This is a genomic window from Brevundimonas sp. Leaf280, from assembly GCF_001422455.1.
Taxonomy (GTDB): Bacteria; Pseudomonadota; Alphaproteobacteria; order Caulobacterales; family Caulobacteraceae; genus Brevundimonas.
Window position 1 is genome coordinate 374,850 of the sequence record NZ_LMNC01000001.1, and the last position, 13,439, is coordinate 388,288.

Annotated in this window: 12 protein-coding genes; 6 read left to right on the top strand and 6 right to left on the bottom strand. The window is 66.1% G+C overall.

What is annotated here, in order from left to right; all coding sequences use genetic code 11:
• Window positions 1-3 precede the first annotated feature (3 nt).
• From ASF31_RS01860 to ASF31_RS01875, 4 genes are all read left to right on the top strand, one after another.
• Window positions 4-927, top strand: coding sequence for a DnaJ C-terminal domain-containing protein (locus ASF31_RS01860; protein ID WP_055753048.1), 924 nt, complete (start codon window positions 4-6; stop codon window positions 925-927).
• A gap of 46 nt (window positions 928-973) precedes the next feature.
• The gene (locus ASF31_RS01865; RefSeq protein WP_055753049.1) at window positions 974-2,134 is read left to right on the top strand and encodes a phosphoserine transaminase; all 1,161 of its coding nucleotides are present in this window, start codon (window positions 974-976) and stop codon (window positions 2,132-2,134) included.
• Between the two features lie 75 nt (window positions 2,135-2,209).
• Window positions 2,210-3,505, top strand: a complete 1,296-nt coding sequence (locus ASF31_RS01870) for an adenylosuccinate synthase (protein WP_055753050.1) — start codon at window positions 2,210-2,212, stop codon at window positions 3,503-3,505.
• Between the two features lie 129 nt (window positions 3,506-3,634).
• Window positions 3,635-4,414, top strand: coding sequence for a response regulator (locus ASF31_RS01875; RefSeq protein ID WP_235551217.1), 780 nt, complete (start codon window positions 3,635-3,637; stop codon window positions 4,412-4,414).
• A 45-nt stretch (window positions 4,415-4,459) separates the two neighbouring features.
• On the opposite strand, the gene rpoH is transcribed toward ASF31_RS01875, so the two are convergent.
• Both rpoH and ASF31_RS01885 read right to left on the bottom strand, forming a co-directional pair.
• On the bottom strand, window positions 4,460-5,347 hold the full coding sequence (gene rpoH / locus ASF31_RS01880) for an RNA polymerase sigma factor RpoH (RefSeq protein WP_082464963.1): 888 nt from the start codon (window positions 5,345-5,347) through the stop codon (window positions 4,460-4,462).
• Between the two features lie 230 nt (window positions 5,348-5,577).
• Window positions 5,578-6,597, bottom strand: a complete 1,020-nt coding sequence (locus tag ASF31_RS01885; protein ID WP_055753053.1) for an RluA family pseudouridine synthase — start codon at window positions 6,595-6,597, stop codon at window positions 5,578-5,580.
• Between the two features lie 83 nt (window positions 6,598-6,680).
• Here ASF31_RS01885 and ASF31_RS01890 point away from each other — a divergent pair, with 83 nt between their 5' ends.
• Entirely contained in the window at window positions 6,681-7,316 is a 636-nt protein-coding gene (locus tag ASF31_RS01890; protein ID WP_055753054.1) for a DUF2799 domain-containing protein, read from the top strand.
• A gap of 9 nt (window positions 7,317-7,325) precedes the next feature.
• Here the strand turns inward: ASF31_RS01890 and fba are convergent, their stop codons facing one another.
• From fba to gap, 4 genes are all read right to left on the bottom strand, one after another.
• On the bottom strand, window positions 7,326-8,411 hold the full coding sequence (fba, locus tag ASF31_RS01895) for a class II fructose-bisphosphate aldolase (protein ID WP_055753055.1): 1,086 nt from the start codon (window positions 8,409-8,411) through the stop codon (window positions 7,326-7,328).
• A gap of 144 nt (window positions 8,412-8,555) precedes the next feature.
• Window positions 8,556-9,752: a phosphoglycerate kinase gene (gene pgk / locus ASF31_RS01900; protein WP_055753056.1), complete on the bottom strand. Its 1,197-nt coding sequence runs from the start codon at window positions 9,750-9,752 to the stop codon at window positions 8,556-8,558.
• Entirely contained in the window at window positions 9,749-10,171 is a 423-nt protein-coding gene (locus ASF31_RS01905; RefSeq protein ID WP_055753057.1) for a hypothetical protein, read from the bottom strand. The genes pgk and ASF31_RS01905 overlap by 4 nt, the downstream gene beginning before the upstream one ends.
• Before the next feature lie 21 nt (window positions 10,172-10,192).
• On the bottom strand, window positions 10,193-11,200 hold the full coding sequence (gene gap / locus ASF31_RS01910; RefSeq protein ID WP_055753058.1) for a type I glyceraldehyde-3-phosphate dehydrogenase: 1,008 nt from the start codon (window positions 11,198-11,200) through the stop codon (window positions 10,193-10,195).
• 497 nt (window positions 11,201-11,697) lie between these two features.
• On the opposite strand from gap, the gene ASF31_RS01920 reads away from it, so the two are divergent.
• Complete coding sequence (locus tag ASF31_RS01920) at window positions 11,698-13,437, top strand: dihydroxy-acid dehydratase (protein ID WP_055753060.1); 1,740 nt, start codon at window positions 11,698-11,700, stop codon at window positions 13,435-13,437.
• Window positions 13,438-13,439: the final 2 nt, after the last annotated feature.

A 13,439-nucleotide genomic window follows, 5' to 3' on the forward strand; every position in this document is an offset into this window, starting at 1 on the left:
GACGTGGCAGGCGACCCCTACAAGGAACTGGGCGTTTCGAAGGGCGCGAGCGCGGAAGAGGTCAAAAAGGCGTATCGCAAGCTCGCCAAGGAGCTGCATCCCGACAAGAACCCCGGCGACAAGATCACCGAGGACAAGTTCAAACGGGTGACGGCGGCCTTCGACATCCTGGGCGACAAGGAAAAGCGCGCCAAATACGACGCGGGCCAGATCGACGGCGACGGCAACGAACAATATCGCGGCTTCGGCGGGGGCGGTCGTGCGGGCGGCAGTCCGTTCGGCCAGGGGGGCGGCTTTGCGGGCGCCGGCGGACCGGGTGGTCGCGGCAACTTCGAAGGCGTCGATCTGGACGACCTGTTCGGCATGTTCGGCGGGGCCGGGCGTCAGCGCGGCGCGCGGGACTTCACCTCACGCGGCCAGGACGTGAAGGCGACGCTGGACATCAGTCTGGAAGACGCCATCGCCGGGGCGACGCGACGGATCCAGTTTTCGGACGGGCGCACCCTGGACGTGACCATTCCCAAGGGGGCGTCGGAAGGCCAGACGATCCGCCTGCGCGGCCAGGGATCGCCGGGGCGCGGGGCCGAGAACGGCGACGCCCTGATCGAACTGAGGATCGAACCGCACCCCATCTACAAGCGCGACGGGGCGGACCTGACCATGGACCTGCCGGTGTCGGTCCCCGATGCGGTGCTGGGCGCCAAGGTGCGGGTGCCGACGCCCGAAGGCGTGGTGCAGATGACGCTGCCGGCCGGATCGAACTCGGGCAAGGTGCTGAGGCTGAAGGGGCGCGGCGCGTTTGCGCAAGGCAGGCGGGGCGATCTGCTGGCGCGGGTGATGGTGACGCTGCCGGATGCGCCGGACGCTGAACTGACCCAGTTTGCCGAGGATTGGCGTGCCAGGCGGCCCTATACGCCGGGGCGGTGAGCGCGCTCAAGCCGCGCGAAGCGCGGTAGCGCCAAAGGAAAAGAGCATGAGCACGAAGCCTGATGTGAAGCCGGCGCGGCCTTGGTTTTCGGCAGGGCCGACGGCGAAGCGGCCGGGCTATGCGGTCGGCGGATTGCCGTCCGATCTGCTCGGGCGCGGCATTCGCGCACCGGAGGTGGTCGAGCGGTTCGCGCATGGCCTTCGGCTGACGCGCGAGGTGCTGGAAGTGCCTGACAGCCATGTGATGCTCTATACGCCGGGGTCGGACACGGGCGCGGTCGAGGCGGCGCTGTGGGGGATGTTGGGCGCGCGGCCGGTACAGGTCGTGGCGTTCGAGAATTTCGGCCTGACCTGGCTGGCGGACGTGAGGGATCATCTGGGGCTGGAGCCCGAGGCCCTGACGGCGCCGTGGGGCGAACTGCCTGATCTAAGCCAGGCCGACTGGTCCAAGGACGTGGTGTTCCCGTGGAACGGCACGACCTCGGGCGTGCGGGTGCCGGACGCCGACTGGATCGCCGACGATCGCGAGGGGCTGGCGATCTGCGACGCGACCTCCGCCGCCTTCGCCATGCCATTGCCGTGGGACAAGCTGGATGTGGTGACCTTCAGCTTCCAGAAGGCGCTGGGCGGCGAGGCGGGCATCGGGGTGATGGTGCTGTCGTCGCGCGCGGTCGAGCGGCTGGACACGTTCCGACCGGATCGGGCGATTCCCAAGCTGTTGCGGCTGACCGACGGCAAGGGACGGTTCGATCGGGCGTTGGCGGACGGGGTGGCGATCAACACCTTCTCGATCCTGACAATCGAAGACTGGATCGACGCCCTGGGCTGGGCCAAGGACATCGGCGGGTTGAGCGAACTGATCCGGCGGACAGACGCCAACTATGCCGCGTTGGCGGAATGGTTGGAGCGGACAGACTGGATCGCCTTCCTGCCGGATCGACCGGAGATCCGATCGACGACCTCGGTCTGCCTGAAGTTCACCGATGCGCGGATCGCCGCTTTGGACGACAAGGCGCAGAAGGCCTTTGTCGTGCGGTTCAAGGCCCTGCTGGAAGGCGAGGCGGCCGTGTTCGATATGGAGCCGCACCGCAATGCGCCGCCTGGCCTTCGGCTATGGTGCGGCTGCACGGTCGAGACCGCCGATGTGATCGCGGCGACGCCTTGGCTGGAATGGGCCTTCGAGACCGCGGTCAGCGAAGTCGGATAAATCCGCCTGACGGGACGACATCGGACGATTCCCTCGCTATAGGCTGCGCCCGCATTCCAGTGCGGAGAGACGGTTTTGGCGAACGTAGCGGTGGTCGGCGCCCAGTGGGGCGACGAGGGCAAGGGCAAGATCGTGGACTGGCTGTCCAACCGCGCCGACATGGTCGTGCGGTTCCAGGGCGGTCACAATGCTGGCCATACGCTGGTCGTGGACGGCAAGGTCTACAAGCTGGCGCTGCTGCCCAGCGGCGTCGTGCAGGGCAAGCCGTCGATCATCGGCAATGGCGTGGTCGTCGATCCCTGGCATCTGGTCGGCGAGATCGAAAAGATCGCCGCCCAGGGCGTGACGATCAGTCCTGAAATCCTGACCATTGCGGACAACGCCTGCCTGATCCTGCCCATCCACCCTGCGCTGGACGTCGCGCGCGAGGCGGCGGCCAGCGCGCCGGGCGCCAAGATCGGCACGACCGGGCGCGGCATCGGTCCGGCCTATGAAGACAAGGTGGGGCGTCGCGCCATTCGGGTCTGCGATCTGGCCAATGAAGACGATCTGAAGGTCAAGATCGACCGGCTGCGCTCGCACCACGATCCGCTTCGCGCCGGTCTGGGGCTGGAGCCGATCGATCCCGACGCGCTGTTGGCGCAGTTGCTGGAGATCGCGCCGAAGATCCTGCCCTATGTGAAACCGGCCTGGCGCGTGCTGGACCAGGCGCAGAAGGACGGCAAGCGCGTCCTGTTCGAAGGGGCGCAGGGCGCCTTCCTCGACGTGGATCACGGCACCTATCCCTATGTCACCAGCTCCAACACGGTGGCCGGTCAAGCGGCTGCGGGGTCGGGCATCGGGCCGCGCGGCGTCGGCTATGTCTTGGGGATCGTAAAGGCCTATACGACGCGCGTCGGCGAAGGCCCCTTCGCCTGTGAACTGAACGACGAGGTCGGCGCGCATCTGGCGACCGTGGGCCGCGAGGTCGGGGTGAACACCGGCCGCGCGCGCCGCTGCGGCTGGTTCGACGCCGTATTGGTGCGCCAGTCCGTGGCGATCAACGGCATCGACGGGATCGCCCTGACCAAGCTGGACGTGCTGGACGGATTGAAGACGCTGAAGATCTGCGTCGGCTATAAGGTCGATGGCGAGGTGCTGGACTATCTGCCCTCGAGCCTGAAGGCCCAGGGCGCGGCCGAGCCGGTGTTCGAGGAGTTGGAGGGCTGGAGCGAAAGCACGGCCGGTGTCCGCAGCTTCAAGGACATCAACGCCAACGCCATCAAATATGTGCGCCGGATCGAGGAGTTGATCGGCGCGCCGGTGGCCCTGCTGTCGACCAGCCCCGAGCGCGACGACACCATTCTGATGCGCGATCCATTCCAGGGCTGAGGCCTTTAAAGAGGCGGCGGACTACGCAGAAAGACCTATTCAACAGGTCTTAACCCGTGGGCGGTAAGGATAACGGCTCCAACTTCGGAGTCCGATGTGTTCGCCGCAAACGCCAGAACCATAAGCCGCATGGAGCCTGCGCTTCGTCGGGTGGTCATCGTGGACGCCAATCTGTCGTCGGCGCGACTGCTGACCGACATCATGAAGGGCATGGGCGCGCGCGAGGTCTATTCCGAGGGCGACGAGGAACGGGCGCTGGAGCTGCTGCGCGACGTCGAGCCGGGCGTGATCTTCACAGAACGCTCCGGAGACAGGCTGAACGGCGAGACTTTGGCGCGGCGCATTCGGCGCTCCAGCATGTCATGCCGCATGTCGCCGATCATCATGGTGACGGGCGAGGCGACCGCCGCGGCGATCAAGGGCGCGCGCGATGCCGGCATCCACGAGTTCCTGAGAAAGCCGTTCACGACCGGCGACCTGTTCAAGCGGGTCGAGAATGTGACGTTGAAGCCCCGGCCCTGGATCGAGGCCGTCGGCTACGTCGGGCCGGATCGTCGCCGGTTCAACTCGGGTGAATATTCGGGCGCTCGCAAGCGCCGCAGCGATGGTGCGGCTGGAGGCGGCCCTGCCGAAATCCGCGATCAGGCGTCGCGAATCCTGGTTTCGGCCATTTCGCAGTTCGAGCAGGATCCATCGCAGGCGACGCGCGCCATTCGTCAACAGGCCGAGACGCTGAACGGTCTGGCCATCAAGACGGCGGACGCGCGACTGGCGATGGCTGTGGCGACATTGCAGGCCTACGTGGCCAGCGGTCAGGTGACGAAGGCGGGACTGGCCCAGCCGATCGGCACGGTGGTGACGGCTGCGAGAGCGGCCAATGAAGCGGCGCCGGTGGCGCGCGCGTCATGATGGATTGTCCGCTGCGCCGGTGAAGGCGCAGCCGACCGAGTTTGCTCAAGCGTCGACCAGATTCCGCTCTTCGGCGGCGGCGCGCATGGCCTTTTGCAGCTTCTCGAAGGCGCGGACCTCGATCTGACGTACGCGTTCGCGCGACACGCCGTACTGGCCGGCGAGTTCTTCCAGAGTGACGGGGTCGTCCTTGAGGCGGCGTTCCGTAAGGATGTGCTTCTCACGGTCGGTCAGCTCTTCCATGGCCTCTTGCAGAAGGCTCATGCGGATGCCTTTTTCCTCGTCGTCAGCGAGCTGGGTTTCCTGAGAGACGGCCGTATCGTCCGCCAGCCAGTCCTGCCATTCGCTTTCGCCGTCGGCGCGCAGAGGGGCGTTCAGCGAGGCGTCGCCGCCGAGACGGCGGTTCATGTTGGTGACCTCTTCTTCCGAGACGCCCAGCTTGGTGGCGATGGCGGCGAGGTGTTCAGGATGCAGATCACCTTCCTCGAAGGCCGAAATCTGGCTCTTGGCCTTGCGCAGGTTGAAGAACAGCTTCTTCTGCGCCGCGGTGGTGCCCATCTTCACAAGCGACCAGCTGCGCAGGATGTATTCCTGGATCGAGGCGCGAATCCACCACATGGCGTAGGTCGCCAGGCGGAAACCCTTGTCGGCGTCGAATTTCTTGACGGCCTGCATCAGGCCGACGTTGCCCTCGGAAATGACTTCGCCGATCGGCAGGCCGTAGCCGCGATACCCCATGGCGATCTTGGCCACGAGACGAAGGTGCGAGGTGACGAGACGGTGGGCGGCTTCGGGGTCCTGGTGCTCAGACCAACGCTTGGCGAGCATGAACTCCTCATCCTTGGTCAGCATCGGAAATTTGCGGATTTCCGTCAGATAGCGCGACAGGCCTTGTTCAGGCGACATCACCGCGAGCGTACTATTGGCAGCCATATACAGGTCCCTCCGACCGTCTTGAACGAGCGGGCTCTTCGTCATCGGCCACGTTGTGTGCGCCGACGTCTCACCCCTCAACCGGTGAAGTAGCGATGGGTTGCCGCCATTTTTAGAGGCGGATCGTCACACGAAAGCGTGACCTTGGCCCTGGCGCCACTCGCGCCGATCGGCGTCTCATATAGAACTTTGTCAGTTGCTATTCAAGACCTGCTCGAACGGATGGCTGTTCAGAGTTCGGCGAGGAGCATTTCGAGACGCTGCATGTCGGACGGCGGCGCGGTTTCGAAGCGAAGCGCCTCGCCCGTGACAGGATGGACAAAGCCCAGAACGGCGGCGTGGAGGGCCTGACGCATCAGGCCCGCTTCTGTGATGGCGGTGCGAACGGGTATGGCGGGGCTGCCCGAGCCGTAGGTCGCGTCGCCAAGGATGGGCGCGCCTTTGGACGACAGGTGGACGCGGATCTGATGGGTGCGGCCGGTGTGAAGCGTGCAGGCGACGCGCGCAGCCATGGGCGCGCCACCGGCTTTGGCGGGCTGCCCGAAGGTCGCTTGGACGACATAGTCGGTGATGGCCTCGCGACCGCCGGCCTTCAGGACCGCCATTTTCTTGCGGTCGCCGGTGGAGCGGCCGATGCGGGTGTGGATGCGGCCGGTCGCGGGCGACGGCGCGCCGCGCGTCAGGGCGATGTAGGTGCGCTCGATGTCGTGCGCAGCGAACAGGGCGGAGAGGCCGGCGTGGGCGCGGTCGGTCTTGGCCGCGACCATGACGCCCGAGGTATCCTTGTCCAGCCGGTGGACGATGCCGGGGCGGGCGACGCCGCCGATGCCCGACAGGCTGTCGCCGCAATGGGCCAGAAGCGCATTGACCAGGGTGCCGTCGGGCGTGCCCGGCGCCGGATGGGCGGCCATACCTGCGGGCTTGTCGATGACGATCAGGTCGGCGTCCTCATAGAGGACGGTCAGGGGAATGACCTGAGCCTGGGGCGTTGCGGGCGCCACGGGGGGCAGGGCGACGGCATAGAGGCCGGGCTGGGCCTTGGCGGAACCGCCGGTCAGGACCGCGCCATCGCGACTGACGGCGCCCTCGGCCAGCAGGGCCTGGAGCCGGGCGCGCGACAGGGTGGGGAAGGCGCCGGCCAGGGCCTTGTCCAGGCGAACGCCGGCCGCGTCGATGCGGGCCTCCAGCACCTCGTCGGGGGCACCGGTCGCGGTGTCGTCGTCTTCGTCGATCAGATCATGGGCGGACACGTCGTCTCCCTAGCACGACCGGCCGCTTGCGCGAGGGGCGCGGGTGAGGTGATAGTCAAGCTTGGGGGCGTAGGGGACATCCGATGAAGCGGTTGATGATCGCCGGGAGCGCGTTCGCCGCAGCGGCGCTGCTGAGCAGTTGCACGACCATGAGCAAGGACGAATGCCTGGCCGGCGCCTGGGGCGAGAAGGGCTATGCGGACGGGGCGTCGGGCTATCCGATGACGCGGCTGGACGACCACGCCAATGCCTGCGCCAAGTTTCAGATCGCACCCAATCCGGCCGCCTATGGCTCGGCGCGTGAGGATGGCTTGCGGACCTATTGCACCTTCCAGCGCGGTTGGGAGGAGGGGCGGGCGGGCAACGCCTATTATGGCGTCTGCCGGCCGGAGGAGGAGCAGGCGTTTCTACCGGCCTATCGTGACGGCCGAATGCTGCATGATGTCGAGGACGCGTACGAAACGGCGGAAAGCGCCTTGAACAGCGCTGAGGCCCGGATCGAGAACCGTGAAGACAATCTGGAAGCCAAGGAACGTGAACTGCGCGGCGAGGGCCTGACGGATGAAGAACGGGAGCGCATTCGTGACCGCATCCAAGAGGTCAGAGGCGAAATCCGGGATGCGCGTCGCAATGCCCGAGAGGCACGCGACGCGCTGGATCAGGCGGAATGGGACGTTCGCCGGGTGCGGCGCGAACTGAGCGACCGCTACCCGGTTTAGGCGTCGGTCCTAGGCGGCCTTGACGGATGCGCCGCGGAAGGACGGATCCAGGTCGCCCGAGGCGTAGCGCTTCGCCATCTGGGCGGTGGAGAGGGGGCGGATCTTGGAGGCCTGGCCCTCGCAGCCGAACTGGACGTAGCGCTCCATGCAGAGCTTCTTCATCGCCTCCTTGGCGGGTTTCAGATAGAAGCGCGGATCGAACTCGCCCGGTTTTTCCGCAAGCGCCTTACGGATGGCGCCGGTGATGGCCATGCGGTTGTCTGTGTCGATGTTGACCTTGCGCACGCCGTGTTTGATGCCGCGCTGGATTTCCTCGACCGGCACGCCCCAGGTCTGGGGCATTTCGCCGCCGTACTGGTTGATGATGTCCTGCAGGTCCTGCGGCACCGACGACGAACCGTGCATCACCAGGTGGGTGTTGGGCAGGCGGCGGTGGATTTCCTCGATCACGTTCATGGCCAGCACCTCGCCGTCCGGCTGCCGCGTGAACTTGTAGGCGCCGTGGCTGGTGCCCATGGCGATGGCGAGGGCGTCGACCTTGGTGGCGGCGACGAAATCGACAGCCTGATCTGGGTCCGTCAACAGTTGCGAATGGTCCAGCTTGCCCTCGAAGCCGTGGCCGTCCTCGGCCTCGCCCATGCCGGTTTCCAGCGAACCCAGCACGCCCAGTTCGCCCTCGACCGAGACGCCGCAGGCGTGGGCCATTTCGGTGACGCGACGGGTGACATCGACGTTGTACTCGTAAGAGGCGGGCGTCTTGGCGTCCTCCTCCAGCGAGCCGTCCATCATCACGCTGGTGAATCCGTACTGGATGGCGGTGGCGCAGGTCGCCGGGCCGTTGCCGTGGTCCTGGTGCATGCAGACCGGAATATGCGGATAGAGCTCGGCCAGGGCGTCGATCAGCTTGGCCAGAACGATGTCGTTGGCGTAGTTCCGGGCGCCGCGCGAGGCCTGAATGATGACGGGGGCGTTGACCTCATGGGCCGCCTCCATGATCGCCAGACCCTGTTCCATATTATTGATGTTGTAGGCGGGCAGGCCGTAATCGTTCTCTGCCGCGTGGTCGAGCAGCTGTCGCAGCGTAATGCGCGCCATTGGGTAGTCTCCTGAGCCGAATAGTCTTTTTGGTTGCGCGAGAGATTAGACGCCGGACAGCGCGAAGTCACGCCGTGTTACAGCCGTTTCAGCGCCGATTTCGAAGACAGGATGCAGGCGTGATCCGCCTGCATCGCTGAGCCTTCAGGCGCGCAGGGCCTCGACGCCGGGCAGGGGCTTGCCCTCCATCCATTCCAGAAAGGCGCCGCCGGCAGTGGACACGAAGGTCAGGTCCGCCGCGACGCCGGCATGACCGACGGCCGCGACCGTGTCGCCGCCGCCCGCCACCGCGATCAGGGCGCCGGCCTTGGTGCGCTCGGCGACGTGCTTGGCGGCCGCGACCGTGGCGGCGTCGAAGGGCGGCACCTCGAACACGCCCAACGGGCCGTTCCAGATCAGGGTCTTGGAGCCGTCGATCGCGGCGTTCAGGCGGGCGACGGTGTCGGGGCCTGCGTCCAGGATCTTGTCTTCAGTCGCGAGGGCTTCGCCTGTCTTGACGGTGCGGGCGTCGGCGCCGGGCTTGACCTCGGTCGCCACCACGACATCGACGGGCAGCAGGATGTGGCAGCCCTTGGCTTCGGCTTCCGCCAGGATCTCGCGCGCCGTGTCCGCCATATCCTTCTCGGCCAGCGAGCCGCCGATATCGATCCCTTGCGCATAAAGGAAGGTGTTGGCCATGCCGCCGCCGATGGCCAGCGTATCCAGCTTGCCGACCAGGTTCTTCAGCAGGTCCAGCTTGGTCGAGACCTTGGAGCCGCCGACGATGCCGACGACCGGCTTTTGCGGATTGCCGAGCGCGGCGTCGAGCGCATCGAGTTCGCGGCGCATGGATTCGCCGGCATAGGCCGGGATGTGGTGAGCGACGCCTTCGGTCGAGGCGTGGGCGCGGTGGGCGGCCGAGAAGGCGTCGTTGACGTAGAGGTCGCCGAGATCCGCCAGCTTCTGGGCGAAGACCGGATCATTGGCCTCTTCCGCCGCATGGAAGCGTACGTTTTCCAGCAGGACCACGCCGCCAGCGTCCAGGTCGCGAATGGCCTCCACGGCGTCAGGGCCGATGCAGTCGTCGGCGAAGCGGACGGGGGCGCCGAGCAGCTCTTCCAGCGGCTGGACGATCGGCTTTAGGCTCATCGACGGAACGCGCTGGCCCTTGGGGCGGTCGAAATGAGCCAGCAGGGCGACCTTGGCGCCCGCGTCGCGCAGGCGCTGGATCGTAGGCAGTGCGACTCGCAGCCGAGTGTCGTCCGTGACCTTGCCGCCCTCCATCGGGACGTTGAAGTCCACGCGGACCAAAGCCGTCTTGCCGGCGAGGTTCTGGGCGTCGTCGAGAGTGCGGAATGTCATATCGGGCTGCCCCCAGAGAAGATGTGTCCGATCCAGAGCAAAGCGCCGTGGATCATCAGTTGAACTTGCAGTGCCATGACCGGGGCTGCCACTGCGATGAAATGTCGGCCGTTCTTGGCGTGATCGCGACAGGCCGCAATAGCGAGGCCTGCGAGAAGCACAGGAACCGCGAACCAAGCAAAAGCGGAGACTGAGTCAGGCCCGTTTCCAGTCACAAATGGGATGGCTGTTCCTAGGGTGAGCAATAACACGACGGCACAGCCTCGAATAACGAATGCTTCGTCGGCCAATGGCCCAAGCTTGATCTTTCGCAGTCCCAGCCAGACCAGAACGCCCCAAAAGGCTATAGCGAGCAACGACCATGGCAGCGAAAGCCATGCGAAAAACAAAAACCCCGGCAGTCCTGAGAACAGAAGCATGCCGGGGTTCTCGGTGCGATCTTACAGGAACTTCGCCATCACCAGCGCCGTGTCGCTCATGCGCGTCGCGAAGCCCCACTCGTTATCATACCAGCTCAACACGCGGGCCAGCTTGCCGTCGACGACCTGGGTCTGGGGCAGGGCGGCGGTGGAAGAGGCCGCGATGTGGTTCAGGTCGTGCGAAACCAGCGGGTCGGTCGTCGTGAACAGGACGCCCTTCATCGGACCGTCGGCGGCGGCCTGAAGCGCCGCGTTGATCTCTTCGACCGTGACCTCGCGACCGGCGACGACCTTCAGATCGACGACCGAGACGTTCGGAGTCGGGACGCGGATCGAAGAGCCATCCAGCTTGCCCTTCAGCTCCGGCAGGACCAGGCCCAGGGCCTTGGCGGCGCCGGTCGAGGTCGGGATCATGGACAGGGCCGCGGCGCGGGCTCGGTACAGGTCCTTATGCATCGTATCCAGCGTCGGCTGGTCGCCGGTGTAGGAGTGGATGGTGGTCATATAGCCCCGCTCGATGCCGAACAGGTCGTTCAGCACCTTGGCGACGGGGGCCAGGGCGTTGGTGGTGCACGAGCCGTTCGACACGACGATGTCGTCGGCGGTCAGGGTCTCGTGGTTGACCTTGTAGACGATGGTCTTGTCGGCGTTGTCGGCGGGCGCCGAGACCAGGACGCGCTTGGCGCCGGCCTTAAGGTGGGCGCTGGCCTTGTCCTTGGAGGTGAAGATGCCGGTGCATTCGAAGGCGATGTCCACCTTCAGCTCGGCGTGCGGCAGATTAGCGGGATCGCGCTCGGCCGTGACCTTGATCTTGCCGGTGCCGACGTCGATCCAGTCCTCGCCCGAGGTCACCGTGCCGGGGAAGCGTCCGTGGACCGAATCGTAACGGAACAGGTGGGCGTTGGTCTCGACCGGACCCAGATCGTTGATCGCCACCACCTCGATGTCCGTGCGGCCATGCTCGATGATCGAGCGAAGGACGAGACGGCCAATGCGGCCGAAACCATTGATGGCGACGCGAACGGTCATGGAGAGCTCCTGTGATCGGTATGACGAGCGTTATATAGGTGCGCGTCTCAATGGAGCGGTCGTGGACGGGTTTCAACCCCGCGCGCGTAACATGATGTGATGGACGGTTACGCTTCGAAAATCACCCGCGCCAGCTTCGGGTAAGAAACACCCCGGACGCAGTCGTTTTCGACCTGTCACGCAAAATTATTGCGACAGGGGTTGTGCGGCTCCGGCGGCTATGGTTTCTTGGCGTCAGAACAGGGAGCCGCCCGTGGCCACGATGACGCGCGACATGACGAAGGGACGCACCGCCAAGGCGGTCGCAGCCGTTCGGGCGCCTGTCGGCCTGGGAAGTCCCGTATTCCTCATTAATCTCGTACTTCTCGGCCTGCTTACGCAAGCGGCGTGGATGCACGCGACCTGACCTTAGAACCACTCAGGATCGCCTCGCACCACCCCGCCTCCGAAAGGAAGCGGGGTTTTTAGTGCGCGGCGGTTCGAAACGAACCGGACCGATGACGCAAAATTCTACCTCTCAGCCCAGAAAGCCCAATGCGCGCAGCGCGGCGGTGACGGCTGGTCCGAACCGGGCCGCCGCCCGCTCGTATCTGCGCGCAGCCGGCATGCAGGACGCCGACTTCGACAAGCCGATGATCGGCATCGTCAACACCTGGTCGACGGTCACGCCGTGCAACATGCACCTGGACCGACTGGCCAAGGATGTGCGCGCCGGCATCATCGCGGCAGGCGGCTATCCGGTCGATTTCAACACCATCGTCGTCACCGACGGCATCTCGATGGGCACGGCGGGCATGAATGCCTCGCTGATCAGCCGCGAGGTCGTCGCCGACTCGATCGAACTGGCCATCGAGGGCCACCAGCTGGACGGCGTGGTCTGCATCGTCGGCTGCGACAAGACGATCCCGGCGGCGGCCATGGCCCTGGCGCGGATGGATATCCCCGGCCTGGTCTATTACGGCGGCACCATCATGCCGGGCGTGATCGGGACGAAAGAGGTCTCGGTCCAGGAGGTGTTCGAGGCCATCGGCGCCCATTCGGCCGGCACCCTGGACGACGAAGGGCTGAAGGCGGTCGAACAGGCCGTCTGCCCCGGCGCCGGGGCCTGCGGCGGTCAGTTCACGGCCAACACCATGGCCATGGCCTTGTCTGTCATGGGCATCTCGCCCATGGGCGCCAACGATGTGCCCGCCGTCGATCCGAACAAGGCCGCGGAGGGCGAACGCTGCGGTCGGCTGATCATCGAGCGCGTCTTCTCCGGCGACACGGCCCGCAAATACATCACCCGCGCCAGCCTGAAGAACGCCGCCGTCGCCGTCTCGGCCTCGGGCGGGTCGACCAATGCGGTCATGCACCTGACGGCCATCGCGGCGGAGGCCGGCGTCGAGTTCGGCGTCGAGGACTGCCACCAGGCCTGCGTCGAGGCGCCGGTCATCTGCGATCTGAAGCCGGGCGGCCGCTTCCTGGCCTCGCACCTGTTCGCCGCCGGCGGCACCCGTCTGGTCACCCAGCGGATGGCCGAGGCCGGCAAGATCGTGAACACCCCCACCGTCACCGGCCGCAGCCTGTTCGCCGAAGCCGCCGAGGCCGAGGAGACCCCGGGCCAGGTGGTGGTGACGACGTTTGACGCCCCTGTGATGGATCGCGGCAGCTTCGCCGTCATCTATGGCGATGTCGCCCCGGAAGGCGCGGTCATCAAGCTGACGGGCCACAAGGTCGACACGTTCGAAGGCCCGGCCTGCGTCTTCGACTCGGAAGAGGACGCCTTCCACGCCGTTCAGGATGGATCGGTCGGCGAAGGCGACGTGATCATCATCCGCTACGAAGGGCCCAAGGGCGGTCCGGGCATGCGCGAGATGCTGCAGGTCACCGCCGCCCTGAAGGGGCGCAAGATCGACAACGTCGCCCTGCTGACCGACGGCCGGTTCTCGGGCGCCAGTTACGGCTTCGTCGCCGGACACGTCTCGCCGGAAGCCGCCGTCGGCGGCCCGATCGCCCTCATTCGCGATGGTGACCGTATCACCATCGACGTCACCAACCGCCGCATCGACGTCAATGTCGATCTGGCGACGCGCCGGGCGGGCTTTACACCCCACGTAGTCCGCCCGGCGCGAGGTGTCTTCGCCAAATACCGCGCCTCGGTCGCCTCGGCCGCCCAGGGCGCCGTCACCATCCCCAACCCGCCGCCGGCCCAAGTCCCGGCAAGCCACAAAACCAACGCTGCTCAGGACGCCTGACC